The following is a 26,556-nucleotide window of genomic DNA, read 5'->3' as shown; positions in this document are numbered from 1 at the left end:
AACCGAACACATCCTAAATATAGTAAACTAATCCCCTATTTCCCCGATTTGAAACACATTATGCCCCATACCATCCCTACCAACCGCTCCGACATCGAATGGCGCAACGAAAGTACACAAAAGCCACCCAAGCAAGCAGTTTACATACAAGAAGCAGGCGCAGCAGAAATCTTAAAAAATGCCCACGCGCAAACTGCAACTGTTTGGACTGGCGATTTTCACAATGCCAAGCAAGTCTTGGCCGCAATGAAAAAACGTATCCGCAGGCCGTCTGAAAAAAAGAAAGACGCACCTGCCGATATTCAGACGGCCTTTCACGCCCACCGTATGAAACAAGCTCAGCAAAGTCGTTTGCTCAATATGCTTGCCGTTGAAATCCAACCGAATTTTCAACTGGACAATGCACGCGCACCCGACATCTACTCCGCCCTTCGCGATGTTTACGACACACCAAACGACAAACCGTTTCTTTTGCCGCTGAATCAATTATTGGGTTTTATCGGCGCACACGAATGGCACAAAAAAGGCATAGACATTCCTCAGCTTGATGGAAAAATCCATGTTCCTTTCGGCGTATTCTCTCCACTGCGTGGCGAATATTTGGATTTAATCGCCCAAGCACCACTCGCTCCCCATATTCAGACGGCCTTTGACATCGGCACCGGCTCAGGCGTTATTGCCGCCATTTTGGCCAAGCGAGGCGTACCCGACATCATTGCTACAGACACCAACCCAAAAGCAATAGGCTGCGCCACAGCAAACCTCGAACGCCTAGGCTTAGATAAAGCTGTCAGCATTCAATCGATTGATTTATTTCCCGAAAGCTGCGCCGACCTTATCGTCTGCAATCCGCCTTGGCTGCCGGCAAAACCGACCTCTGCTATTGAGACTGCCCTTTACGACCCCAATCATGCCATGCTGACTGCGTTCCTCAACGGCGTACGCCAGCACTTAAATCCAAACGGAGAAGCTTGGCTGATTATTTCCGACTTAGCAGAACACTTGCATTTGCGCGATAAAGACTTTCTAAACCAATGCTTTCAGACGGCCTCGCTCAATGTAGTCGATATTTTGAAAACTAAACCGCAACACAAAAAAGCAATAGATGAATCCGATCCTTTGGCATTTGCCAGAAACAAGGAAACTACTTATCTGTACCGTTTAAAAGCGATATAAAATCAAGGCCGTCTGAACATTCAGACGGCCTTTAAGCATTTCCATAAAAGAAAACGGCATATCCGTAAAGATATGCCGTTGATGGGAGCAGGGACTGCTATATTTGGCAGTGGTTTGTGTTTTAGTCCTCTTGCGCCGCTGTTTGCAGGTAGTTTGGCAAACCAACTTTACCAATCAATTCCTGCTGAGTTTCAAGCCAGTCGATATGTTCTTCGTTGATGTCTTTTTGTTTTTCCAACAAATCACGGCTAACGTAGTCTTGCTGCTCTTCTGCAAGAGCGATGGCTGCAACCAGAGCATCATGTTTTTCATACTCTTTTTTCAGATCGCAGGCAATGATTTCTTCGGTAGATTCACCGATCAACAGTTTACCCAATTCTTGCAGATTAGGCAGACCTTCCAAGAACAAAATACGCTCGATTAAATCGTCTGCGGATTTCATTTCGCGGATGGATTGTTTGAAGAAGTGTTCGCCCAATTCTTCAAAGCCCCAGTTTTTCAAAATGCGGGCATGCAGGAAGTATTGGTTAATGGTAATCAGCAACAAGCCTAAGTTTTTGTTCAATTCGCGGATAACTAAGCGATCGCCTTTCATATTCAGCTCCTTATATGTTATACGCTAGATTACAGTTGGCTTTGGTAGTAGTTGCCTTCGCCGACCAATTCGATCAGACGCAGTTGTTGTTCCAACCAGTGAGCGTGATCTTCTTCAGTGTCTTTCAGTTGGGCAATCATCAAATCGCGAGTAACGTAGTCTTGAGCTTCTTCGCACAACTTGATGCCTTTTTTCAGCGCATCGCGTACTTCGTATTCAGTGTTCAAGTCTGCTTTCAGGCAAGAGATTACGTCAGTACCGATGTTCAGTTCGGCACGGGTCATTTTAGGCGTACCGCCCAACATCAGGATACGACGGATGAAGTCTTCGGCGTGAGTGGTTTCTTCTTCCATCTCGTGGTTCAAACGTTCGAACAGTTTGGTGTAACCCCATTCAGAGTACAGGCGAGAGTGGATAAAATATTGGTCGCGAGCAGCCAACTCACCAGACAATAATTCGTTCATGTAATCAATAACTGCTTGGTTGCCTTGCATAATTCTTTCTCTTTCTTTTAAAAGTTGATAATCACGAAATGAAGATTCGTGTGTTGTTATGGAATGAGGTAATTGTATGCACAAGTAGCACTTTTGACAAATTTTCTATTTAAAATACAAACAATTATCAAAAAAGTTAACCAGCCAAAAAGGCCGTCTGAAAAATTAATCCCCTGTTTTTAATAATATTTTTTTGACATTAGTATTAAGAATCCATTGCATTATTCAAAAACATTTACATTCGTTAACCATAAATAAAAGCAAATAATCCAACAAAATCAATCAAATTTAATTATGAATTATTCTCAACTGCTTTTGCCTCATTTTTTTGAATCTTCTATTCGGTCAATACTTAGGAATCGTGCTATAATTACCAGTTATCTTTTTTTTAAGCACCTAGCTGAAACACATAAATCATCATGAAACAAATCCGCAATATTGCCATCATCGCCCACGTCGACCATGGCAAAACCACATTAGTTGACCAATTGCTGCGCCAGTCCGGTACATTCCGTTCCAACCAGCAAGTAGAAGAGCGCGTAATGGACAGCAACGATCTTGAAAAAGAACGCGGCATTACCATTCTCGCTAAAAATACTGCCATCGAATACGAAGGCTACCATATCAACATCGTAGATACCCCGGGACACGCCGATTTTGGTGGCGAAGTGGAACGTGTATTGGGCATGGTTGACTGCGTCGTACTGTTGGTTGACGCACAAGAAGGCCCTATGCCGCAAACCCGTTTCGTGACCAAAAAAGCCTTGGCTTTGGGTCTGAAACCTATCGTCGTCATCAATAAAATCGACAAACCGTCTGCCCGTCCAAGCTGGGTTATCGACCAAACATTCGAATTGTTCGACAACCTGGGCGCAACAGACGAACAATTGGACTTCCCTATCGTTTATGCTTCCGGCCTCTCCGGCTTTGCCAAATTGGAAGAAACCGACGAGAGCAACGATATGCGTCCTCTGTTTGAGACCATCTTAAAACATACGCCCGCACCAAGCGGCAGCGCGGACGAAACGTTGCAACTGCAAATTTCCCAACTGGACTATGACAACTACACCGGCCGCCTTGGTATCGGCCGCATCCTGAACGGCCGCATCAAACCCGGCCAAGTCGTTGCCGTCATGAATCATGAAGAACAAGTTGCCCAAGGCCGCATCAACCAGCTGTTGGGCTTCCAAGGCTTGGAACGCGTACCTTTGGAAGAAGCTGAAGCCGGCGACATCGTGATTATTTCCGGCATTGAAGACATCGGTATTGGCGTAACCATTACCGACAAAGACAATCCTAAAGGCTTGCCTATGTTGAGCGTGGACGAGCCGACCCTGACCATGGACTTTATGGTTAACACTTCTCCTTTGGCCGGTACTGAAGGCAAATTCGTGACTTCCCGCCAAATCCGCGACCGCCTGCAAAAAGAATTGCTGACCAACGTTGCCCTGCGTGTTGAAGATACTGCCGACGCTGATGTATTCCGCGTTTCCGGCCGTGGCGAATTGCACCTGACCATTTTGTTGGAAAACATGCGCCGCGAAGGCTTTGAATTGGCAGTCGGTAAACCGCGCGTGGTATTCCGTGAAATCAACGGTCAAAAATGCGAGCCTTACGAAAACCTGACCGTAGACGTACCAGATGAAAACCAAGGCGCGGTCATGGAAGAACTCGGCCGCCGCCGTGGCGAATTGACCAATATGGAAAGCGACGGTAACGGTCGTACACGTTTGGAATACCATATTCCTGCACGCGGCCTGATCGGTTTCCAAGGTGAATTTATGACCTTGACCCGCGGTACCGGCTTGATGAGCCACGTTTTTGACGACTACGCACCGGTTAAACCCGATATGCCCGGCCGTCACAACGGCGTATTAGTTTCTCAAGAGCAAGGTGAAGCCGTTGCTTATGCCCTGTGGAACTTGGAAGACCGCGGCCGTATGTTCGTTTCTCCAAACGACAAAGTCTACGAAGGCATGATTATCGGTATTCACAGCCGCGACAACGACTTGGTGGTAAACCCTCTGAAAGGTAAAAAACTGACCAACGTCCGCGCCAGCGGTACAGATGAAGCCGTGCGCCTGACTACGCCGATCAAATTGACTTTGGAAGGTGCAGTTGAGTTCATCGACGATGACGAACTGGTTGAAATCACGCCACAATCCATCCGCCTGCGTAAACGCTACCTGAGCGAATTGGAACGTCGCCGTCATTTCAAAAAACTGGACTGATTCTGTTTGATTGACGCATTTTAAAATTAAGGCCGTCTGAAAAGTGTTTTAGAAATCCTAGATTTCATTTTTACACTTTCAGACGGCCTTTTATCATCTGTTCAAATAAAGTAAATCGGCATTTCTTCCGCTTGTACTGCTGCTTCATCAGCGCGATCATTCTTACGATATTGCCCCGGCGATATCCCATATTGCTTTTTAAATGCCTTGCCAAAATGCGTTTCCGATTGAAAACCGACCGAGAGCGCAACCGATAAAACCGAATCCGCCGTCTGTTTCAATAATAATGCCCCATGTTGCAAGCGAATACTGTTAACAAAGGCGTGCGGGCTTGTTCCCGTCTGCTGCTTAAATACTCGCATCAACTGGGCGCGAGATAAGTTGGCAATCACGGTCATTTTCTCGATATTCCATTCCTCTTCCGGCTTATCCACTACTGCCTGAAGCAAATTCCGCAAACGTTTGTCCTGCCAACCATTCAGTAAACCGCTTAATTGCGCTTCCCCATTTTTCTCCAGGCTGGCTCGAAGTAGAAATACCAGCAACACCGAAGCCAATGCGTTCACAACCGCTACCGAGCCGGACAAAGCCTGACCGCTCTCATATTGCAACAATGCCACCAAATACTGTAAAGAAGGATCGTTGATATTCAGCAAAACTGTGTCAGGCAGCCCTGCCATAATATCCGCCTGAGCTTCATATTCAAACCGCGCGCAGAAAAGATGCAAAGCCGCATCTCCTCCTGCATGACTCTGCTTGACTTTAAATGCGCCTTTTTTACTCGTCAGCACGCTGACACTGAAATTTTCACAACTGCTGTCGCTGCTCAAAGTATGCCCTACGCTGCGCGGGAAAAAAATGACATCCCCCGCACTCAGCAGCCTGGCCTCTTGCTCCCCATCAATTCGGATATAACCTGAACCGGCAGTTACGATATGTACCAAACCATGCGCACGCTTTGGCTCATGCCGCACATACCACTCCCCCCGAAAAAGACATTGAACATCCACGCTGCCTTTTACCTGCGCCAATTCGACCAGCCTATCCAAAATATCCATAGTGTTATTTACCAATAAATGAGATGTTTTGACGATTTTATTCTTCCAATTATTGCAATAATACACACACCAAACACAAACGGATAGGATTTTTTATCTTATCCACTCACATTAAGAAAGGACATATCATGTTTAAAGACTGGCCTGAACATACCGCCTTGGTAAAAAAAGCATTCGGCGAACTGGGTAAAAACCATCCTAAAATGCTGCAAGCCTACGGCGCACTGGATCAAGCAGCCGCTGCCGAAGCACTGGATGCCAAAACACGCGAACTGATCGCCATTGCCGTTGCCATTACCACGCGTTGCGAAAGCTGCATCAGCGTGCATGCAGCCGCTGCAGCCAAAGCAGGTGCAACCGAAAGCGAAATCGCCGGCGCATTGGCCACTGCTATCGCCCTGAACGCTGGTGCCGCTTATACCTACGCTTTACGCGCTTTGGAAGCAGTAGAAACCCAACGCTAATCGGTTTGTAAATCAGGCCGTCTGAAAGTCGACTCCCCTTTCAGACGGCCTGATGAAATGCTAAACTGATAAAGTTATCATATTGTTTTCTGTCTAATAGGAGATTGAACCATGAAGAAACTGCTGACCGCCGTACTTTTTGCCGCCGCTATTGCCACTCCTTTGGCTGCTTCCGCAGCCTCTATGCCTAAAGTTGAAAAAAGCGCGGCACAACCTGCAAAAGCAAAAGGCGTTTGGATTGATGTCCGCTCTGCCGAAGAATTTAAAGAAGGCCATTTGCAAGGTGCACTCAATATTCCGCACGACCAAATCGTTGAACGCATCAAATCCGTCAGCCCGGATAAAAACGCACCGGTCAACCTCTACTGCCGCAGCGGCCGCCGAGCAGAAGCTGCGCTGACCGAGCTGAAAAAAGCCGGCTACACCAACGTAACCAACCATGGCGGTTATGAAGACTTGGTGAAAAAAGGTTTGAAATAAACCTAGTTGATTTTAAAAAGGCCGTCTGAAACTTTTCAGACGGCCTTTATTGCCATTACAGACAGCAACTTCCAAATCTCAAACGTTTGCTGAGACCGGTTTCGTGAATCAATTGTTTGATAACCAAAATATTGGTGTTATCGGCCAACGCGCGAATGCTGTGCGCTTCCATCGGCTCAAGACGGATAACTTGCAAGCCTTCGGTTTGCAAAACTTGATCCACCGTTTTGATTTCGGCCTTGCCGTTTAAAACCAAAAGCAAAATAATCGCATCCGCCTCATATGCCGGAATTTCATTATTCTTCTGCAGTGAAAGCTGAACAATCTCCTGATTGCCGTCTGAAGCAATCACGCCGCCCAATAAAGCTTTGGGGTCTAACTCATAATGTTTCATTATTATCCTTTCCGCCCAAACGTTGCCGATTCGTGGACAATCGCTCAAGCAAACCAGTACAATACCGCCCATCTTACCGATAGACACAAGATTGTCACATGAACATATTAATCTCAAACGACGATGGTTATCTTGCGCCCGGTTTGGCAGTTTTGGCAAGAGTGTGTGCAGAATTTGCCAATGTCAGGGTGGTTACGCCCGAACGCGATCGCAGCGGCGTCAGCAATTCCCTGACTTTAGACCGTCCTTTACAACTGAAACAGGCGGAAAACGGGTTTTACTATGTGAATGGTACGCCCACCGACTGTATTCATGTCGGTCAATACGCCCTTGCCGATTTCAAACCCGACTTAGTTTTGTCTGGTATTAACAACGGCGCAAACATGGGCGACGATACACTTTATTCCGGTACGGTTGCCGCCGCGACGGAAGCCTACCTGATGGGTATTCCCGCCATTGCTTTCTCGCTTGCCGATTCCAGCGGCCGTTATTGGGAAACCGCGGAAAAAGCCGCTTGGATACTGCTTTCCTACTTTCTCAAACACCCTATTTCCGAACCCATCTTATGGAACCTCAAAATGCCTGACGTCCCACCTGCGGACAGCCAAGGAATAAAAATTACACGGCTCGGCCGTCGTCATCATGAACAAAGCATTGTTCCCATGTATAATCCACGTGGCGAACAAATTTATTGGATTGGGCCGGTCGGCGATGTTTCCGACAGCGAAGAAGGTACCGACTTTGGCGAATGCGCGGCCGGCTTCATCACGATTACCCCCCTGCAAGTCGATTTGACTGCCTACGGACAAATGGAGCAAACCGCTTCCTTTTGGTCAGAAATCCCTGCACCTTAACAGTCCCTAACAGCCGAACACTTGAGAAACAAGCATATTTTTATTATGATATGCCTCGACGAGAACAATTACCCGAATACGAAAGTCATTAACATGTTGAAAAAAAGTGTATCTTATGCCGGATCGGCAGCTTTGGTTTTATTACTTGCAGCCTGTGCCAGCCAACAACCGGCTCCTGTAGTCGTCGGCACACAAAGCGGTGGTTCAACAACAGGCTCTACCGCTGACAATCCTTACGGTGCAGCGCCTTACAATACCAACACCAGCCCAGCAGCAGATGCTCCATACACTCCGCCGGCAAGTACACCTGCTCCAACATACAACAGCGGCAGAACCGGCACTTACACGCCTTCTTATGCGCCTGTTGATATTAATGCAGCGACACATACCGTTGTTCGTGGTGATACCGTTTACAACATCTCCAAACGCTACAACATTACCCAAGACAATCTGCGTGCATGGAATAACTTGGCTGACAACACCATCAGCGTAGGCCAAACCCTGCGCGTGAAACCTGAAGGCTACGTTGCACCTGCAGCTTCTGCAAGCAAACCTTCTACGCCAACAACTACAACCACTGCTCCGACTCCAAGCACTCCTGCCAATACACCACCTGTGTCTACCGGCAGCAGCCGCAACGTCAGCGGCATCACATGGCAGCGTCCAACTACCGGTAACGTTATTGCCAACTTCGGCGGCAGCAACAAAGGTGTGGATATCGCCGGTACGCAAGGCCAGCCTGTTGTTGCAGCGGCAGACGGTAAAGTCGTTTACGCAGGCTCAGGCTTGCGCGGTTACGGCAACTTGGTCATCATCCAACACAACTCCTCATTCTTGAGCGCATACGGCCACAACCAACGCCTGCTGGTTAATGAAAACCAAACCGTGAAACGCGGTCAAACCATTGCGCACATGGGTAATACCGATGCATCCCGCACCCAGTTGCACTTTGAAATCCGTCAAAACGGCAAACCGGTCAATCCGGCAAATTATGTTGCCTTCTAAGCTGATTCAAGCAACCTAATTTCAATTCAATCCCTGCCTAAATGTCATTTAGGTAGGGATTGTTTGTACCGGTTTCCCATGAAATTTCATCTTCCTCTTCTTTATACCCTGCTATTGGGCGGTTGCGCCGCGTTTTTGCCATCATTGGACGAACGCACCCAAAGCAGTTATCTTGACATCCCTTCAACGCCGCGACTGGACAGCGCCTTAGGTATTCCTTCTACTCCCTCCAAGGCCGATATTTCCCATATCTATCTGCTGAACGATGCCCATGAAGCCTTTGTCGCCCGTGCCGCCCTGATTGAATCCGCCGACCATACCCTCGATTTGCAGTACTATATCTGGCACAACGACATCTCCGGCAAGCTTCTCTTCAACCTGATTCATCGCGCGGCCGAACGCGGCGTCCGTGTGCGTTTGCTTCTGGACGACAACAACACCAACGGCATGGATGATCTCCTACTGGCACTCGACAATCATCCCAATATCGAAGTCCGTCTGTTTAATCCCTTTATTTTCAGAAAATGGCGTGCACTCGGCTATGTTGCCGACTTTCCGCGACTTAACCGCCGAATGCACAACAAATCGTTTACTGCCGACAACCGTGCCACCATTTTGGGCGGACGCAATATCGGCGACGAATATTTTAAGGTTAACGACGATACCATCTTTGCCGACCTCGATATCCTCGCCACAGGCCGCGTCGTAACCGAAGTTTCCCAAGACTTCGACCGCTATTGGGCAAGCCATTCCGTTTATAACGCAACAAGCATCATCAAACGAGGAAACCTGCAAAAAGGATTGGCAGAGCTTGATTACACCGACCAAGATAAAAATCAAACGCTCATCCGCTACCGTCAAAGCATCGAACACTCCAACCTCTATCAAAAAATGCAGAGCAACCTTATGGAGTGGCAAAGTGTCAGCACACGCCTGATCAGCGATGACCCGGCTAAAGGCTTAGACCGCGACCGGTACAAACCGCCTATTTCCGAACGCCTGCAAGACGCCCTCAAGCAACCTGAAAAAAGCGTTTACCTTGTCTCCCCTTATTTTGTGCCCACAAAATCGGGCGTTAAGGCCATAGAAAAGCTGATTCACAACGGCGTGGACGTTACCGTCCTGACCAATTCCCTCCAGGCGACCGACGTTGCCGCCGTCCATTCAGGCTACGTCAAATACCGCAAGCCCTTGCTTAAAGCCGGAGTCAAACTTTACGAACTCCAACCCAACCACGCCGTTCCGACCTCCAAAGACCGCGGCTTAACCGGTAGCTCAGCTACCAGCTTGCACGCCAAAACATTCATCGTGGACGAGAAACGCATTTTCATCGGCTCATTCAACCTCGACCCACGCTCCGCACGCCTCAATACCGAAATGGGCGTCGTCATCGAAAGCCCCGAAATCGCAGGCCAAATGCAGCGCACCCTCGTTACGACCACCCCAAGCTACGCCTATCAGGTAACGCTTGGCAATTACAACAAACTATACTGGTATGACCCAAGCGAAAAACGAACTTACGCACACGAACCCGAAGCCAAGTTCTGGAAACGGGTTACTTCAAAAATCCTGTCCATCCTGCCCATAGAAGGATTATTATAGAGGCCGTCTGAAAACTGAAATCATGCGGCCGGAGGAATTCACCATGTCTCGACTCATCTGTAAAACCCTATTTGTTTGTACCACCGGCCTATTGTTGGCCTCCTGCGGTACCACTGGCAAACATAAATCCCACAAGCCGCAAACAACCGCCAGAAAAGTCCAACCTGTCCGCATTTCCCATATCGACCGCACCCAAGGTTCGCAGGAATTAATGCTTCACAGCATGGGTCTGATCGGCACGCCCTACAAATGGGGCGGCAGCACTACATCCACAGGCTTTGACTGCAGCGGCATGATCCAATTCGTCTATAAAAACGCCCTCAACGTCAATCTGCCACGCACCGCGCGCGATATGGCCGCAGCCAGCCGTAAAATTTCCGATGACAAATTAAAAGCCGGCGATCTGGTCTTTTTCAATACCGGCGGCGCACACAAATATTCCCATGTCGGCCTCTACATCGGTAACGGCGAATTCATCCACGCCCCTAGCAGCGGCAAAACCATCAAAACCGAAAAACTTTCCACTCCGTTTTACGCCAAAAACTATTTGGGCGCACATACTTTTTTTACTGAATAAATCAAGGCCGTCTGAAAGGTATCCTGACATTATCTATACCTTTCAATCTATTGCTGATGAGTAAAGCTTGATTGCAAGATAGGCCCATGCAAAAATTTACCCATAACAAAGCAATAGAAAGATAACACTCAGTTTTAAAAGCTTAAATAATCTTCCGCCCTGTCATTTTGCAAGTACGAAACCATCAAGGATATATCATGCACACAGAATCCGTTCTCACCCTCCTCAAAACCCTGCAAAACCAAATCTGCGCCCCGCTGGAGCAAGAAGATGGCGAAGCCAAATTTGTGCATGAAGCATGGACGGGGAAACTGGGTATCGGCGAAACCCGCGTATTGAAAAACGGCGCAGTATTCGAGCAGGCCGGTGTAAATTTTTCGCATGTAAAGGGAACCAAAATGCCGGCTTCTGCCACTGCCCATCGTCCGGAATTGGCAGACGCGGCGTTTGAAGCCATGGGTGTGTCGCTGGTCATTCATCCGAAAAATCCTTATATTCCTACCAGCCATGCCAATGTGCGCTTTTTTATTGCCTACCCTGAAAATGCCGAGCCGGTTTGGTGGTTTGGCGGCGGCTTTGATTTGACGCCGTTTTATCCTTTTGAAGAAGATATCGTGCATTGGCACACAGTGGCACGGGACGTATGCGCGCCATTTGGCGAATCGGTTTATCCTGAATTCAAACAATGGTGTGACGAATATTTCTATTTGAAACACCGTAACGAAACACGCGGCGTGGGCGGCCTGTTTTTTGACGATTTAAACCGTTGGGATTTCGATTCCTGCTTGAACTTTATCAAGGCAGTCGGGGAAGGCTATATCGCAGCGTATCTACCGATTGTGGCAAAACGCAAAAACACGCCTTATGGAGAACGTGAACGAGATTTCCAACTCTACCGTCGCGGACGCTATGTGGAATTTAACTTGGTTTGGGACAGAGGCACGCTGTTCGGTCTGCAAAGCGGCGGCCGTACGGAAAGCATTTTGATGTCCATGCCGCCTTTGGTGCGCTTTGAGTATCAATATGCACCGGAAGAAGGTTCGCCCGAAGCACGCCTCAATCAATTCCTTATACCGCGCAACTGGCTGGAAGAAGTCAGCAGATAGTTTTACCTATAAAAGTCCGTCTAAAAAGCGATTCTCACTGGTTGAGACTACCTTTTCAGACGGCCTTTGCTTCAATTGCTTTGAATTTGCATACCTTTGCCTATTGTGCTGTTTCATCTCTATAGAGTTTTTGAGACAATGCGCCCATATAAAAATCACCTCACAAACCACACTAAAAAGGAATAATCGGTGAAACGCATTCTCTTATTTATCGCAACCAATATTGCAGTTCTGGTTGTCATCCGTGTTATTTTGGCCATCTTGGGCATCAACAGTACCGACCAAGTCGGCAGCCTGTTGGCTTATTCCGCAGTCATCGGCTTCAGCGGCTCGATTGTTTCCCTGCTGATGTCAAAAACCATCGCCAAACATTCGGTCGGCGCCGTCGTCATCGACCAACCCCAAAGCGAAGAAGAAGCTTGGCTGTTGGCAACTGTTGAAGCGCAAGCCCGCCAATGGAATCTGAAAACGCCGGAAGTAGCCATTTACGACTCTCCAGAGCCTAACGCCTTTGCAACCGGCGCGACCAAAAACAGCTCGCTCGTCGCCGTCAGCACCGGCCTGCTCGACCACATGACTCGCGATGAAGTCGAAGCCGTTTTGGCGCATGAAATGGCACACGTCGGCAACGGCGATATGGTAACGCTGACGCTCATTCAAGGTATTGTGAATACTTTTGTTGTCTTCTTGGCGCGTATCGTTTCCAGCATGGTAGCGCGCAACAATGATGGCAGCACTTCGCAAGGTACATATTTCATGGTCAGCATGGTATTGCAGATCGTATTCGGCTTCCTTGCCAGCATCATCGTGATGTGGTTCAGCCGCCAACGCGAATACCGCGCCGATGCAGGCGCTGCAAAACTGGTAGGGGCGCCAAAAATGATTGCCGCCCTGCAACGCTTAAAAGGCAACCCCAGCGACCTGCCGCAAACCATGACGGCAATGGGCATTGCCAGCGAAGCCAAAGATTCTTGGTTCAGTACCCATCCTTCTTTGGACAACCGCATCAACCGTTTGAAAAACCGCTAATCGAAAAACATCAAGGCCGTCTGAAACATCAATTTCAGACGGCCTCTTTTTATTTCTTCATCAAAGCCCGTTTGATGATAATCATCCAGTCTTTTTTATCCAACAGCGGCCGCTGGTTAAACACATCATATTTGCAACCGTCCAGCTTCTGCAAAATCAACTGGCCGCCGACAATAATCATGCGCAACTCAAAACTAATTCGTCCTTTGAGGGTTTTGCCCAACGGCGATCCGGCCTTCAGCATTTGAAAGGCACGTTGGCACTCGTACGCCATCAATCGTTGAAAAGCAAAGTCGGCTTTGCCGGCCGCAATCTGTTCTTCGCTGACTTTGAACTTCTGCAAATCTTCCTGAGGGATGTACACGCGCCCTTTCTGCCAATCTACCGCCACGTCCTGCCAGAAATTAATCAGCTGCAAGGCAGTGCAAATGCCGTCGCTTTGCGCCATGCTTACTTCATCGGTTTGCCCGTACAAATGCAGCATAATACGTCCCACTGGATTGGCGGACAAACGGCAATAGGCAATCAATTCGCCAAAGCTTTCATAACGGGTTTTGACCACATCCTGACTGAACGCCGCCAGCAAATCGTAAAACGGCTGTAGCGGCAATTGAAACGGCTCAATCGCTTCGTTGTACAAACGCTGCATCAATGCCATTTGCGGTTTCCCGCCTTGTGCAATGCGGTCTAACTCTGCCTTCAGTTCGTCCAGTTGGCGTAGGCGTTCGGCTGCTTCGGCATTGCCTTCGTCGGCAATATCGTCCGCCGTCCGCGCAAAAGCGTAAACGGTGTGAACCGGCTTACGCAAACGGCGCGGCAGCACAATGGAGCCGACTGGGAAGTTTTCGTAATGATTAACTGACATGGGAAATCCGAAAATTTAAAATAAAGTGTTTTTGCTGACAGGCCGTCTGAAATTCAGACGGCCTTACGTTTGGCCGCAAAGAAATCCTGCAATACGCTTTGGCATTCTCCTGCCAATATGCCGCCTAAAATTGCGGTATGCTTATTCAAACGTTTGTCGGCAAACAAATCGACCACGCTGCCTGCCGCACCGGTTTTAGCTTCGGCTGCACCATAAATCACGCGCCCGACCCGTGCCTGTATCAAGGCAGATGCGCACATGGAACAAGGCTCTAAGGTAATGTACACGTCACAATCTTCCAAACGGTAGTTTTGTAAGGCTTTGCCGGCAGCGGCAAGCGCATTGATTTCGGCATGATGGCTGACATTGTGGTCGCCAATGCAGGTATTGTGTGCCGTTGCGATTGCCTTGCCTTGATATACGATGACCGCGCCAACGGGGACTTCGCCCAATGCCGCCGATTGTCTGGCCTGTTCTATCGCCAGCCGCATAAAGGTTTCCATATCGTTTTGCGAAGGAAAAACGGCAACAGGCGGATGGTTTTTCAAGGTCTTGCCCAGCTCCGTCTTTCTCTCCTCGGAAATATGCCGGACATCCACTCCTGAAACTAACGCATCCAGTTGCCACAAGGTGCTTTTGGTTACGGTCAAACCCGACGCTTTCAGCAATAGAAATGCACGAACTGCGCTGATTTTATGCAAATCTTCCAGTGTACAAATACCCAATTCTTTTAGCGCGGCCAATGTTTTAGGCGCGAGTGGTGGCATGGTCAGCATGGATTATTCCTGAAAATGCTGACGCGCCAAGGCTAAGGCCGTCTGAACATAATCGCTGTCTGCGTAAGGATCTAACGTGTGCGCCAAAGGAATTTTCCGCAACCAGGTCAACTGGCGTTTGGCAAGCTGGCGCGTGGCGACAATGCCTTTTTCGACAAAGGTGTCATAATCGGTTTCGCCTTCGAGATAATCCCAAGCCTGACGGTAGCCCACGCAACGCATAGACGGCATATCGGCATGCAGTTGCGGATAATCGCGGCGTAAGGCGTGCATTTCATCTAGGAAACCGTGTTCCAGCATATTTAAAAAGCGTTTTTCGATTTGCTGGTGTAACAAATGACGGTCTTCAGGAATCAGGGCAACCGTGCATAAATCCAATAAATGCGCGGCCTGCTTCTGCTCCGTGAAATGTTCGCTCAAAGGCTTGCCGGTCAGAAGATAGACTTCCAAAGCGCGCTCAATACGCTGGCTGTCATTGGCTTTCAGACGGCCTGCCGTAATCGGGTCAACTTCCTGCAAACGGCGATATAGGCCTGCCAGACCGTATTCGTTCTTTTCCGCCTGAAGCTGTGCGCGCACTGCCGTATCCGCGCTAGGTAAGTCGTTCAAACCTTCCGTCAGTGCGTGGAAATACATCATCGTACCGCCGACAATCAACGGATAGCGACCGCGCGCATGTATTTCATTCACCAAGCGCACGCAGTCGCCGACAAAATCCGCCGCGCTGTAACTTTCCAGCGGCGAGATAATATCAATTAAATGATGCTGTACGGCGGCAAGCTCTTCGGCAGTCGGCTTGGCCGTACCGATGTCCATACCGCGATACACCAGCGCGGAATCCAAACTGATGATTTCTACCGGCAACGATTGGGCAATATTTAAGGCCAGTGCGGTTTTACCGCCGGCTGTCGGGCCGAGTACGGCGAAGGCTTTGGGCGCGTTCATAAGAAAACGGAAAAATTAAAAATGCGATTATAGCAAACCTGGGCAGACCATATTTCAGGCCGTCTGAAACATTTGCCCTACATTATCAAAAGCGTTACACTTGCTGCGCCGTTTCAGACGGCCTTTTATATTGATTTCAAACCTGCTGCTGCCGTCATTGCGCCGACAGTCAAGCCGTCAGTGACACTGCGTCGCTGTAAACACGAAAGAACACACTATGACCGTATCTCCCGTAGCCTTGCGCCGTCAAACCGAGCGCAAGCCGCATCCGACTGCGCGTTATTGGAAAAAATGCGATGTCGAGGCTTTATTCGGACTGCCTTTCATCGACCTCGTTTTCCAAGCCGCCGAAATCCACCGCCAAAACTTCAACCCGCGCGAAATCCAACTCTCCACCCTGCTCTCCATCAAAACCGGCGGTTGTCCCGAAGACTGCGCCTACTGCCCGCAATCGGCACACCACAACACCAATCTGGGCAAAGAGCAGATGATGGATGTGGACGAAATCGTCGAAAAAGCCAAAATTGCCCAATCGCGTGGCGCCAGCCGTTTCTGCATGGGCGCGGCATGGCGCGGCCCCAAACCCAAAGACGTGGCTGTCGTTTCCGAAATCATCAGCGCGGTGAAAAGCTTGGGCATGGAAGTGTGCGGCACCTTTGGCATGCTCGAAGACGGCATGGCGGAAGACTTCAAAAAAGCCGGTCTGGACTACTACAACCACAACCTCGACACCGACCCCGAACGCTACAACGACATCATCCACACCCGCAAACACGAAGACCGCATGGATACTTTGGGCAAAGTCCGCAATGCCGGTTTGAAAGTCTGCTGCGGCGGCATCGTCGGCATGAACGAAACCCGTGCCGAACGCGCAGGCCTGATTGCCAGCCTTGCCAACCTCGACCCGCAGCCCGAAAGCGTGCCGATTAACCAGTTGGTTAAAGTAGAAGGCACGCCGCTGGCCGATGCCGAAGATTTGGACTGGACGGAATTTGTCCGCACCATCGCCGTTGCACGCATTACCATGCCGCATAGCTACGTCCGCCTCTCCGCTGGCCGCAGCAATATGCCTGAATCCATGCAGGCCATGTGTTTCATGGCTGGCGCAAACTCAATTTTCTACGGCGACAAGCTGCTGACTACGGGCAATCCGGACGAAGACGGCGACCGCCTGCTGATGGAAAAATTGAATTTGTATCCGCTGCGCTTTGAATTGGAAGAAGAATACAAAGCCGCTCAGGAAACGCCCAAAATCAAAGTCGACTATTAACCGCCATCATAAAAGGCCGTCTGAAGCTTTTTCAGACGGCCTTTTATCATGATTCAACATCAAAACCTTCAATCTTCCGTATCCATTCTTCCTTTTCCGCCTCGCTCAAAAACGAAGCGCGGAACGAATTGGCGCACAAGGTTTTGATTTCTTCCGCACTCAAATCCAAAGCCTCGGCAAGCGCTTCAAAATTGCGGTTCATATAGCCGCCGAAATACGCCGGATCATCGGAATTGACAGTTACCAACACGCCGCGTTGCAACATACGGCGCAAATTGTGTTTTGCCATTTTAGGGAACACTTTTAATTTCAAATTGCTCAACGGGCAAACGGTCAAGGGCATTTGTTCTTTAATCAAACGCACCATCAAGGCCTCATCTTCTTCCGCCCGTACGCCATGATCGATACGGCGGATATGCAGTAAGTCCAAAGCCTCGTAAACATATTCCGGCGGGCCTTCTTCTCCGGCATGCGCCACCGTCAACAAACCCTCCGCCCGCGCCTGCACAAACACGCGCTCAAACTTGGACGGCGGATGCCCCAATTCGCTCGAATCCAAGCCTACGCCGATGATGAGTTCTTTATAAGGCAAAGCCTGATTTAAGGTTTCAAATGCGCTTTCTTCCGACAAATGCCGCAGGAAACACATAATCAAACGCGTGCTTATACCCCATTGCTGCTCAGCTTCACGACAGGCACGGACAATGCCGTTAATCACGGTTTCAAACGCCACACCCCGCGCAGTATGGGTTTGCGGATCGAAAAATATTTCCGTATGCACGACATTGTCTTCATGGCAACGCTTAAGATACGCGCGGGTCAAATCGTAAAAATCCGCCTCGTGCAACAATACGCCGGCACCGGCATAATAAATATCCAAAAACGACTGCAAATTATGAAAATCATAAGCCTGCCGTACCGCATCGACATTTTCATAAGGAATCGCTATATGGTTGCGCTTGGCGATTTCAAACATCAACTCCGGTTCGAACGTCCCTTCGATATGGACGTGCAGCTCGGCTTTGGGCAAGGCTTGGATAAATTGTTTGATATTCATATTTTCTCTGATTTTCGGTTTAGGTTTATATTTAATATTGAAGGCCGTCTGAAACTTTCAGACGGCCTTTGACCATTTATCTATTAAAAACCATTTTCCATCATGATTTCGCCGGGGATGCGGTTGCGGTGCATGGCATAGCCCAAATCCATCAGGGCTTGGAAAGTGTCTTTGACCATTGCCGGATTGCCGCAAACCATAAAGCGCGTATCGGCTTTGGTAAACTTGAAGCCGACTTTTTCTTCCAAGCCGCCATTCTTTAGCAATTCGGGAATCCGTTTGCCACTCAATGCGCCTTCCGTTTCCTCTCGCGTGGTAACCGGAACAAAAGTGAATTTATGGAAATATTCTTCAATCAGCGGATGCCCTTTCAAATCAGCAAGGCGCTGGTTGAAAATCAACTCGTCAGCATAAGAGACGGAATGCGCCAAAACCAAACGGTCGAAACGTTGCCAGATTTCAGGCTGCTCGATAATGGAGAGGAAAGGCGCAATGCCGGAACCCGTGCAGAGCATGACCAAATCTTTGCCATCGGGGAAACGCTCGGGCAATAGGAAGCCGGTAGCCGTTTTATCCAGCAAAATAGTATCGCCCTCTTTCATCGCAGCAAAACGTGCCGACATTGGGCCGCCTTCGATTAACACTGCGAAATACTCAAGCGTATCGGCGTATTCGGCAGACACGACAGAATACGCGCGCCAAATAAAGCCCTCGCCGTCACGGAAACCAAGGCGCGAAAACTGCCCTGCCGAAAAACGGTAGGACTCGGGACGGCTGATGGCAAAAGTCATCAACTTAGGCGTATGGTGTTTGATCCACAAGACTTTTTCTTCGGTAAACTTGGCTTCTGGAGAAGCTGCCATAATAGGTTTCCTTGATATTCGGTATCAGTTTCAAATAGGGCTTATTATAAAGATTCAAAAGGCCGTCTGAAATATTTATTTTCAGACGGCCTTTAAGATTATTCACGACGCAAACGGATACTGATGCCTTTTTGCTCTAAAATCAAATCGTTACCATCAAAACGATAGTTCCACACGCTTTGTTTGCGCAAAAACGCATCTTCCAGCTTCATGTCTTCACACAGCATCATGCTTACCGCAATATGGCCAAAATCAATTTTGCCCGCTCCGATTACATTCGCTTGAAACATCATACCGTTACACCCCATCTTGCCATACGCCTTAGGCATCTCGCTCAAATCCAGATAGGCATCAGTACCGGCCAAATCTTTTTCGGTGAATTTATTGAAAGCAACAACACGCCATTTGGCGGCTAAAGTGGGTTGCGCAGCTTGTTGAGTTTGTACCTGCGCTTTAGAGGCTTGTTCAGGCTTAGATGCTGAAGGAGATGTACAAGCTGCCAAAACTACCATACTCATCAATACACCGAATAATGTTTTCATATCCATTCCTTAATTATTGCTAAAGGCCGTCTGAAAAACTATTCACCTTCAGACGGCCTTTAAGCCTTATTTAAAAAGTCGTATCCAATGCTTTGGAAATATCGTTCCAAATATCGTCCACATCTTCGATGCCAACCGAGAAACGCAGCAGGCCGACTTTGATGCCCATTTCCATTTTTACATCATGCGGCACGCCACTGTGGGATTGGGAATAGCAATGGTTGACCAGACTTTCCACACCGCCGAGGCTGGAAGCCATTTTGACCAGTTTCATGTTTTTAATCACGCTATTGGCCGCTTCACGCGTGTCGTTTTTGAGATAAACCGTAACTACGCCGCCGATGCCTTTGGGCATTTGTGCTTGGGCGAGTTCGTAATGTTCGTGCGACGGCAGGCCGGGATAGAACACTTTTTCAATGGCAGGATGGGCTTCCAAACGGCGCGCGATTTCGAGTGCGTTTTGGCAATGGGCGTTCATGCGCAAGGCCAATGTTTTGATACCGCGCAACACCAGCCAGCAGTCCATCGGCCCTGCAATCGCGCCAGTATGCACCATCATGTCGTGCAAAGGCTGCGCCAGCTCTTTGGTTTTGGCTACAACAATGCCCATCAATACATCCGAATGGCCGCACAAATATTTGGTAGCGGAATGGAACACAAAATCGCAACCCATATCCAACGGCTGTTGCAGATACGGCGTAGCGAATGTGTTGTCGATGCCGACCAGGGCACCGGCCGCTTTGGCTTTCTCGGCAAGGGCTTTGACGTCCACCAAACGTAAAAGCGGGTTGGACGGCGTTTCCAGCCACACCAGTTTGACATTGTGCGCTTTGAGCAACTCGTCCAAATTATCCGGATTGCCCAAATCGGCAAAAACAACGTTCACCCCCCATTTTTGATAAACATCGACCAATAAATCATAAGCGCCGCCGTAAATATCGGCGACGGCAACAAGGGTATCGCCCGGTTGCAGAAAAGTACGCCACACGGCATCAATCCCCGCCATGCCGCTGGAAAACGCAAAGCCGGCCGCACCATGCTCCAAATCGGCAACGGTATCTTCCAAGACTTGGCGGGTCGGGTTGCTCAGACGCGAATAGCGGTAAGGAACCTGCTCGCCGATTTCGTGCAGCGCGAACATACTGTTTTGATAAATCGGCGGCATCAGCGCGCGGTTGTGTTCGTCGCAATCGTAGCTGGAATGGATGGCTTTCGTGGCGAATTTCATTTGGTCTCTGCCTATGTAGATGTGAATAATCGAAGATTTTATCACTATCTGAAAAATAGAAACAATCAATGCAGGCGGATAAAGCAAGTGATATAATCTCGCATTTGCAAATCGGCCGACACGAGCCGATTCCCCTACACGCATCTCAACAATCCTATCATGAAGGACATACAACGCATGAACGCCATTGCAGACGTGCAATCCAGCCGCGATTTACGCAACCTGCCGATTAATCAGGTCGGCATCAAAGACCTGCGCTTTCCGATTTCCCTCAAAAGCAAAGAAGGCGAACAATCCACCGTCGCCCGCCTGACCATGACGGTTTTCCTGCCTGCCGACCAAAAAGGCACGCATATGTCGCGCTTTGTCGCCCTGATGGAAAAACAAACCGATGCTTTGGATTTTGATACGCTGCACAAGCTGACTGCCGACATGGTTGCCCTGCTGGATTCGCATTCCGGCAAAATCAGCGTGTCCTTCCCGTTTTTCCGCAAGAAAAGCGCGCCGGTCTCCGGCATCCAATCGCTGCTTGACTATGATGTTACCCTGACCGGCGAAATCAAAAACGGTACATATAGCCACAGCTTGAAAGTGATGGTTCCGGTTACTTCCTTGTGTCCGTGTTCCAAAGAAATTTCCCAATACGGCGCGCACAACCAACGTTCGCATGTGACGGTCAGCCTGATTGCGAATGCGGATGTAGGCATTGAAGAAATCATCGATTACGTTGAAGCACAGGCAAGCTGCCAGCTCTACGGCTTGCTCAAACGCCCTGACGAAAAGTATGTAACGGAAAAAGCATACGAAAATCCGAAGTTTGTCGAAGACATGGTTCGTGATGTGGCCACGGTGTTAATAGCCGACAAACGCATCGAATCATTCGTCGTCGAAAGCGAAAACTTCGAATCGATACACAACCATTCCGCTTACGCTTATATCGCTTATCCTTAAAGTTAAGCCAAATAGCAACAAAGGCCGTCTGAACGTTTCAGACGGCCTTTGGCATAAATTGAACGATAACATGAGACTATCGCTCATGTACGGTTAACTGTAATCCGATATAATTCAAAAGAATTAGACAACTCGCGTAATCTTTAACTTAAATTAAGCCGATTGTTTTCCCCATCATTTATAATGACAGTTTCTCAACGGCATATCCGTGGATATTATGAAAAAATTCCTTTATTTCCTCATTGCATTTTTAGGCTTGAGCAGCTTCGCATTCGCAGTAGATGCCAATGATTTGCTGCCACCCGAGCAAGCCTTTGTGCCTCAAGTCAATGTAACTGACCAAGGCGTCAGCGTGCAGTTCAAAATCGCTGACGGCTACTATATGTACCAGTCCAAAATCGTTGCAGCGACCGATCCGGACAAAGTCTTGGCCGAACCCAAATTCAGCAAAGGCGAAGAAAAAGAAGACGAATTCTTCGGCAAACAAACGGTTTACCACCATACCGCACAGGTTGACCTGCCTTACAAACAAGCCGCGCCGCAATACAAACTGACGCTGACTTATCAAGGCTGCGCCGAAGCCGGTGTGTGTTATCCGCCGGTGAATACCGAGTTTGACGTAAAAGGCAACGGGGTTTACCAGCCGCAAAGCGATGAGCCGGTTTCTGCCAAAGACCGCTTTTTGCAACCGTCCGCCTCTTCAGACGGCCAAATGCCAACGCAACCCAGTACAAACAATCCCGACAGCAGCCGCTTCAAGCTCTCTTGGGATACTTTAAACGCCAACCTGTTGGCGTTTTTTGTCGCAGGTTTGGGCTTAAGCTTTACCGCCTGTATGTATCCGCTCCTGCCGATTGTTTCCAGTATTGTCGTGGGCGATAAAAAAGCCGGCAAAGGCCGCGCGTTCACCTTGTCTATGGTTTATGTACAAGGTTTGGCATTGACCTACACCTTGGTCGGCGTGATTGCCGGTTTGACCGGCGCGCTGTTGACCGTATGGCTGCAACAGCCTTGGGTCGTACTGGCCGCCGCAGGACTGATGGTGGTATTGGCACTGTCGATGTTCGGCTTCTTCAATATCCAGCTGCCCAACTCTGTCCAGTCCTATTTCCAAAATCAAAGCAGCAAACTCTCCGGCGGTAAAATCGTTTCCGTCTTTATCATGGGTATTTTGTCTGCACTGATTGTCGGCCCGTGCGTTGCGCCTCCGCTGGCATTTGCTTTGGGCTATATCGGCCAAACCGGTGATGCCGTATTGGGCGGCCTTGCGCTTTATGTCTTGGCACTCGGTACTGGCGTACCGCTCATTATCATCGGCACATTTGGCGGCCATATCCTGCCTAAAGCAGGCGACTGGATGAACGGCATCAAATACGCATTCGGCTTCATTTTGCTGGCCGTTGCCGTATATCTCGCCACGCCGCATCTGCCCTATTTCGCAGTAGTCGGCCTCTACACCTTGCTGATGATTGTTCCCGCCCTGATGCTTTTGGCAAAATCAGGCAAACAAAAAGGCCGTCTGAAAACCGTTGCCGCCGTATTGGGCTTTTTACTGCTGATTGGCGGCTCGTGGTTTGGCTGGCAAAGCTTCAATAAACAAACCACCGCCCTGCACCACTTCTTAACGCTGGTTCCGCCATCCGAAGCCGGCCAAGAAACCGACCACGGCAAGATGTTTACCGATGTCGGCGAACTTAAAGCCGCTATGGATGCCGCCTTGAAAGCCGACCCAAGCAAGCCCGTGCTGATTGATTTCTACGCTGACTGGTGCGTATCTTGCAAAGAAATGGCCGCCTACACGCTCAACCAGCCGCAGGTACACGAAGCAGTCGATATGCAGCGCTTCTTCCAAATCGACGTAACCACCAACACTCCCGACCATCAGGCCTTACTGAAAGAATACGGCCTCTTCGGCCCTCCGGGCGTGTTTGTTGTCCGCGCCGACGGTAGTCATAGCGAACCCTTATTAGGCTTTGTCAAACCCGATGCCTTTATTGAATGGTATCGCCAAAACGAGAAATAGCCGTCTATAAAAAGGCCGTCTGAAAACAGATTTTCAGACGGCCTTTTCTTATGTTCAGAAATTAAAATTCATCTTGAGCCCAACGCGTAGAACGCAAAATGCTGGAATCCACATCTTGAATATTGCGATGGCCGGTAAACGCCATGGAAATATCCATTTCTTTATACAGAATTTCCAGCGCACGGGTGACGCCTTCTTCACCATACGCACCTAAACCATACAGGAACGCGCGGCCTATCATCGTGCCTTTCGCACCCAAAGCCCAAGCCTTCAAAATATCCTGACCGCTGCGGATGCCGCTGTCCATCCAAACCTCGATGTCGCTGCCCACCGCGCTAACCACATCAGGCAAAGCTTTAATGGCGGATACGGTATCATCAAGCTGACGGCCGCCATGATTGGAAACGACCAATGCATCCGCACCGCTTTTCGCTGCCTTTTCCGCATCTTCAGGCTCCATAATGCCTTTGATAATCAGCTTGCCGCCCCACAAATCTTTAATGCGCGCCACATCATCCCAGCTCAGGCGCGGGTCGAATTGTTCGGAAGTCCACGAAGACAGCGAAGACAAATCGCCCACGTTTTTCGCATGACCGACAATATTGCGGAAGGTGCGACGTTCCGTGTTCAGCATTTTCATACACCATTCTGGTTTGGTCACCAAATTGATTAAATTGGCAATGGTTGGTTTCGGCGGCGCGGACAGGCCGTTTTTGATGTCTTTGTGGCGTTGACCCAAGACCTGCAAATCAGCGGTCAATACCAAAGCCGAACATTTGGCATCCTTCGCACGCTTAATCAGGTTTTCCATAAACTCGCGGTCGCGCATCACATAAAGCTGAAACCAAAACGGCGCGCTGGTGTTTTCAGCCACATCCTCAATCGAACAAATGGACATGGTCGACAGCGTAAACGGAATACCAAATTTTTCCGCCGCCCGCGCCGCCAAGATTTCCCCATCAGCATGCGCCATACCTGTGAAACCTGTCGGCGCAACCGCTACCGGCATTTTCACATCCTGCCCAATCATTTTGGTTTCGAGACTGCGTCCCTCCATATTAACCAATACCTTTTGGCGGAAACGGATGTCTTTGAAATCCGAAGTGTTTTCACGATAAGTAGTTTCCGTCCAAGAGCCTGAGTCAATATAGTCATAAAACATACGCGGCATTTTACGTTTGGCAACAAGGCGCAAGTCTTCGATACAGGTTATTTTGCTTAAATCACATTTCATTGTCGATTGCCTCTGTTAAGGTAAAGATGGATGGTCAAGGCCGTCTGAACATTTCAAACACCTCATTATTTTACTCCATCAAAACAACTAAATTTTAAGAATAATTTTGATAATCTATATCAGTATCAATATTAAATCAAAACATTTTAACCCTGATATTTGTAGGGTTGATAGCCTTTTTTCAGACGGCCTCAAGTCCAAATTACAGAAAAATAAAGAAAATATTTTCCGATTTAAAAATCAACCCATGCCACCATTTAAACAAACAATCAAACCGAGCCACCACATACTTGACTGAAACACTCAGATATTAGACAATTCCCTCCACTAATAAAAACGCCCACACAGGCAACCACACCATGAGACTGACTACCAAAGGGCGATTTGCAGTAACCGCCATGATAGATTTGGCGATGAACGCGCAAACCGGTGCTGTCAAACTCAGTGCCATCAGCGAACGACAAAGCATATCGCTCTCCTACCTCGAACAATTATTCAGCAAGCTGCGCCGTGCCGGATTGGTTGAAAGCCTACGCGGCCCAGGCGGAGGCTATATCCTTGCCGCACCCGCCGAGCAAATCAATATTGCACAAATCATCTCCGCAGCCGAAGACCGACTGGATGCCACACAATGCGGCAGCAAAGCAAACTGCAACCACGGTGCCCCCTGCCTGACCCACGACCTTTGGGAAAACTTAAACAAAACCATCAATGACTACCTCAGCAGCGTTACGCTGAAAAGCATCATTGAACAAAAAAACTGCAGCGACAGCAGTCATGTCGTTACCTTTACACACATTCATTAAACCGACTTGCGGCAAAGACCGCAGGCAGATGACCAAACGAAAGAGCAAACCATGACCGTCAAAACCCCCGTATACCTCGACTACGCCGCCACCACTCCCGTTGACCGCCGCGTTGCCGAAAAAATGATTCCCTATCTGACCGAAACCTTCGGTAACCCCGCTTCCAACAGCCACGCATTCGGCTGGGAAGCAGAAGAGGCCGTCGAAAAAGCCCGCGCCGACATCGCCGCGCTGATTAACGCCGACCCCAAAGAAATCATCTTCACCAGCGGCGCGACCGAGTCCGACAACCTCGCCATTAAGGGCACGGCAAACTTCTACAAAACCAAAGGCAAACACCTCATCACCGTCAAAACCGAACACAAAGCCGTGCTCGACACCATGCGCGAACTCGAACGCCAAGGCTTTGAAGTAACCTACCTCGGTGTTCAGGAAAACGGTTTGATTGATTTGGAAGAACTCAAAGCTGCCATCCGCGACGACACCATCCTGATTTCCGTGATGTGGGTGAACAACGAAATCGGCGTGGTTCAAGATATTCCTGCCATCGGCGAAATCTGCCGCGAACGCAAAATCATTTTCCACGTTGACGCAGCACAAGCATGCGGCAAAGTACCTGTCGACGTTGAAGCCGCCAAAGTTGATTTGTTGTCAATGTCCGGCCACAAAGTATACGGCCCTAAAGGCATCGGTGCCCTGTATGTACGCCGCAAACCACGCGTCCGCCTCGAAGCCCAAATGCACGGCGGCGGCCACGAACGCGGTTTCCGTTCCGGCACATTGCCGACCCACCAAATCGTCGGCATGGGCGAAGCCTTCCGTATTGCCAAAGAAGAATTGGCACAAGATACTGCGCACTACCGCAAACTGCGCGACATCTTCCTCAAAGGTATCGAAGGCATCGAAGAAGTCTACATCAACGGCGACCTCG

At 49.1% G+C, this 26,556-nt stretch carries 27 protein-coding genes; 15 read left to right on the top strand and 12 right to left on the bottom strand.

Features of this window, described 5'->3' with window-relative positions:
- Positions 1–60 precede the first annotated feature (60 nt).
- Positions 61–1,176 (top strand): class I SAM-dependent methyltransferase, encoded by a 1,116-nt coding sequence (locus tag Q1M25_RS01435; protein WP_300480976.1) that lies wholly within the window; start codon positions 61–63, stop codon positions 1,174–1,176.
- A 121-nt stretch (positions 1,177–1,297) separates the two neighbouring features.
- Here the strand turns inward: Q1M25_RS01435 and bfr (Q1M25_RS01430) are convergent, their stop codons facing one another.
- Both bfr (Q1M25_RS01430) and bfr (Q1M25_RS01425) read right to left on the bottom strand, forming a co-directional pair.
- Positions 1,298–1,771, bottom strand: coding sequence for a bacterioferritin (gene bfr, locus Q1M25_RS01430; protein WP_003680736.1), 474 nt, complete (start codon positions 1,769–1,771; stop codon positions 1,298–1,300).
- A gap of 29 nt (positions 1,772–1,800) precedes the next feature.
- On the bottom strand, positions 1,801–2,265 hold the full coding sequence (gene bfr, locus Q1M25_RS01425; RefSeq protein WP_004520304.1) for a bacterioferritin: 465 nt from the start codon (positions 2,263–2,265) through the stop codon (positions 1,801–1,803).
- A gap of 419 nt (positions 2,266–2,684) precedes the next feature.
- Here bfr (Q1M25_RS01425) and typA point away from each other — a divergent pair, with 419 nt between their 5' ends.
- Positions 2,685–4,496 carry a translational GTPase TypA gene (typA, locus tag Q1M25_RS01420; RefSeq protein ID WP_128582591.1) on the top strand — a complete coding sequence of 604 codons (1,812 nt, stop codon included), beginning with the start codon at positions 2,685–2,687 and terminating at the stop codon, positions 4,494–4,496.
- 101 nt (positions 4,497–4,597) lie between these two features.
- On the opposite strand, the gene Q1M25_RS01415 is transcribed toward typA, so the two are convergent.
- Complete coding sequence (locus Q1M25_RS01415; RefSeq protein ID WP_107723337.1) at positions 4,598–5,554, bottom strand: cupin domain-containing protein; 957 nt, start codon at positions 5,552–5,554, stop codon at positions 4,598–4,600.
- A 128-nt stretch (positions 5,555–5,682) separates the two neighbouring features.
- Here Q1M25_RS01415 and Q1M25_RS01410 point away from each other — a divergent pair, with 128 nt between their 5' ends.
- Together Q1M25_RS01410 and Q1M25_RS01405 are read left to right on the top strand one after the other, a co-directional pair.
- Positions 5,683–6,018, top strand: coding sequence for a carboxymuconolactone decarboxylase family protein (locus Q1M25_RS01410; RefSeq protein WP_003686488.1), 336 nt, complete (start codon positions 5,683–5,685; stop codon positions 6,016–6,018).
- Between the two features lie 111 nt (positions 6,019–6,129).
- Complete coding sequence (locus tag Q1M25_RS01405) at positions 6,130–6,498, top strand: rhodanese-like domain-containing protein (RefSeq protein WP_003746517.1); 369 nt, start codon at positions 6,130–6,132, stop codon at positions 6,496–6,498.
- 55 nt (positions 6,499–6,553) lie between these two features.
- Here the strand turns inward: Q1M25_RS01405 and Q1M25_RS01400 are convergent, their stop codons facing one another.
- Positions 6,554–6,892, bottom strand: a complete 339-nt coding sequence (locus Q1M25_RS01400; protein ID WP_300480961.1) for a hypothetical protein — start codon at positions 6,890–6,892, stop codon at positions 6,554–6,556.
- 98 nt (positions 6,893–6,990) lie between these two features.
- On the opposite strand from Q1M25_RS01400, the gene surE reads away from it, so the two are divergent.
- The 6 genes from surE to htpX all read left to right on the top strand — a co-directional run bounded on the left by surE (position 6,991) and on the right by htpX (position 13,065).
- Complete coding sequence (gene surE / locus Q1M25_RS01395) at positions 6,991–7,746, top strand: 5'/3'-nucleotidase SurE (RefSeq protein WP_300480958.1); 756 nt, start codon at positions 6,991–6,993, stop codon at positions 7,744–7,746.
- Positions 7,747–7,839: 93 nt separating this feature from the next.
- A complete protein-coding gene (locus tag Q1M25_RS01390; RefSeq protein WP_300480954.1) occupies positions 7,840–8,751 on the top strand; it encodes a peptidoglycan DD-metalloendopeptidase family protein in 912 nt (303 codons plus the stop codon).
- A gap of 78 nt (positions 8,752–8,829) precedes the next feature.
- Positions 8,830–10,353, top strand: a complete 1,524-nt coding sequence (locus Q1M25_RS01385) for a phospholipase D family protein (RefSeq protein ID WP_150537789.1) — start codon at positions 8,830–8,832, stop codon at positions 10,351–10,353.
- Between the two features lie 43 nt (positions 10,354–10,396).
- On the top strand, positions 10,397–10,930 hold the full coding sequence (locus Q1M25_RS01380; RefSeq protein ID WP_150537788.1) for a C40 family peptidase: 534 nt from the start codon (positions 10,397–10,399) through the stop codon (positions 10,928–10,930).
- 197 nt (positions 10,931–11,127) lie between these two features.
- Positions 11,128–12,036, top strand: coding sequence for an oxygen-dependent coproporphyrinogen oxidase (hemF, locus tag Q1M25_RS01375; RefSeq protein ID WP_300480948.1), 909 nt, complete (start codon positions 11,128–11,130; stop codon positions 12,034–12,036).
- Positions 12,037–12,225: 189 nt separating this feature from the next.
- Entirely contained in the window at positions 12,226–13,065 is an 840-nt protein-coding gene (gene htpX / locus Q1M25_RS01370; RefSeq protein ID WP_107696855.1) for a protease HtpX, read from the top strand.
- 49 nt (positions 13,066–13,114) lie between these two features.
- Here htpX and hpnC read toward each other — a convergent pair whose 3' ends face one another.
- Genes hpnC through miaA form a run of 3 tightly spaced genes read right to left on the bottom strand, consistent with a single transcriptional unit; the run spans position 13,115 to position 15,651 of the window.
- A complete protein-coding gene (hpnC, locus tag Q1M25_RS01365; protein ID WP_300480944.1) occupies positions 13,115–13,930 on the bottom strand; it encodes a squalene synthase HpnC in 816 nt (271 codons plus the stop codon).
- A gap of 53 nt (positions 13,931–13,983) precedes the next feature.
- A complete protein-coding gene (gene tadA / locus Q1M25_RS01360) occupies positions 13,984–14,706 on the bottom strand; it encodes a tRNA adenosine(34) deaminase TadA (protein WP_300480941.1) in 723 nt (240 codons plus the stop codon).
- A 3-nt stretch (positions 14,707–14,709) separates the two neighbouring features.
- Positions 14,710–15,651, bottom strand: a complete 942-nt coding sequence (miaA, locus tag Q1M25_RS01355; RefSeq protein ID WP_300480939.1) for a tRNA (adenosine(37)-N6)-dimethylallyltransferase MiaA — start codon at positions 15,649–15,651, stop codon at positions 14,710–14,712.
- A 217-nt stretch (positions 15,652–15,868) separates the two neighbouring features.
- Between miaA and bioB the strand changes: the two genes are divergently transcribed.
- A complete protein-coding gene (gene bioB, locus Q1M25_RS01350; RefSeq protein WP_300480936.1) occupies positions 15,869–16,921 on the top strand; it encodes a biotin synthase BioB in 1,053 nt (350 codons plus the stop codon).
- Positions 16,922–16,967: 46 nt separating this feature from the next.
- Here the strand turns inward: bioB and Q1M25_RS01345 are convergent, their stop codons facing one another.
- From Q1M25_RS01345 to Q1M25_RS01330, 4 genes are all read right to left on the bottom strand, one after another.
- Positions 16,968–17,978 (bottom strand): adenosine deaminase, encoded by a 1,011-nt coding sequence (locus Q1M25_RS01345; protein WP_300480934.1) that lies wholly within the window; start codon positions 17,976–17,978, stop codon positions 16,968–16,970.
- Between the two features lie 83 nt (positions 17,979–18,061).
- Positions 18,062–18,841, bottom strand: coding sequence for a ferredoxin--NADP reductase (locus Q1M25_RS01340; RefSeq protein ID WP_128582580.1), 780 nt, complete (start codon positions 18,839–18,841; stop codon positions 18,062–18,064).
- 98 nt (positions 18,842–18,939) lie between these two features.
- The gene (locus Q1M25_RS01335) at positions 18,940–19,383 is read right to left on the bottom strand and encodes an META domain-containing protein (RefSeq protein ID WP_300480930.1); all 444 of its coding nucleotides are present in this window, start codon (positions 19,381–19,383) and stop codon (positions 18,940–18,942) included.
- Between the two features lie 70 nt (positions 19,384–19,453).
- Positions 19,454–20,611 (bottom strand): PLP-dependent aspartate aminotransferase family protein, encoded by a 1,158-nt coding sequence (locus Q1M25_RS01330; RefSeq protein ID WP_300480928.1) that lies wholly within the window; start codon positions 20,609–20,611, stop codon positions 19,454–19,456.
- A gap of 177 nt (positions 20,612–20,788) precedes the next feature.
- Here Q1M25_RS01330 and folE2 point away from each other — a divergent pair, with 177 nt between their 5' ends.
- Together folE2 and dsbD are read left to right on the top strand one after the other, a co-directional pair.
- Positions 20,789–21,562 carry a GTP cyclohydrolase FolE2 gene (folE2, locus tag Q1M25_RS01325; protein WP_003685690.1) on the top strand — a complete coding sequence of 258 codons (774 nt, stop codon included), beginning with the start codon at positions 20,789–20,791 and terminating at the stop codon, positions 21,560–21,562.
- 217 nt (positions 21,563–21,779) lie between these two features.
- Complete coding sequence (gene dsbD / locus Q1M25_RS01320; protein WP_300480974.1) at positions 21,780–23,585, top strand: protein-disulfide reductase DsbD; 1,806 nt, start codon at positions 21,780–21,782, stop codon at positions 23,583–23,585.
- 61 nt (positions 23,586–23,646) lie between these two features.
- Here the strand turns inward: dsbD and Q1M25_RS01315 are convergent, their stop codons facing one another.
- A complete protein-coding gene (locus tag Q1M25_RS01315; protein ID WP_300480925.1) occupies positions 23,647–24,819 on the bottom strand; it encodes an alpha-hydroxy acid oxidase in 1,173 nt (390 codons plus the stop codon).
- 359 nt (positions 24,820–25,178) lie between these two features.
- Here Q1M25_RS01315 and iscR point away from each other — a divergent pair, with 359 nt between their 5' ends.
- Positions 25,179–25,625: a Fe-S cluster assembly transcriptional regulator IscR gene (gene iscR, locus Q1M25_RS01310; protein WP_300480923.1), complete on the top strand. Its 447-nt coding sequence runs from the start codon at positions 25,179–25,181 to the stop codon at positions 25,623–25,625.
- 51 nt (positions 25,626–25,676) lie between these two features.
- Positions 25,677–26,556, top strand: an 880-nt coding sequence (locus Q1M25_RS01305) for an aminotransferase class V-fold PLP-dependent enzyme (protein ID WP_300480920.1), incomplete at its 3' end; no start/stop codon positions are given.

Source organism: uncultured Neisseria sp. (assembly GCF_951230505.1).
Taxonomy (GTDB): domain Bacteria; phylum Pseudomonadota; class Gammaproteobacteria; order Burkholderiales; family Neisseriaceae; genus Neisseria.
The sequence above is the reverse complement of the archived record's forward strand: the minus strand, read 5'-3'. Positions and strand labels throughout refer to the sequence as shown.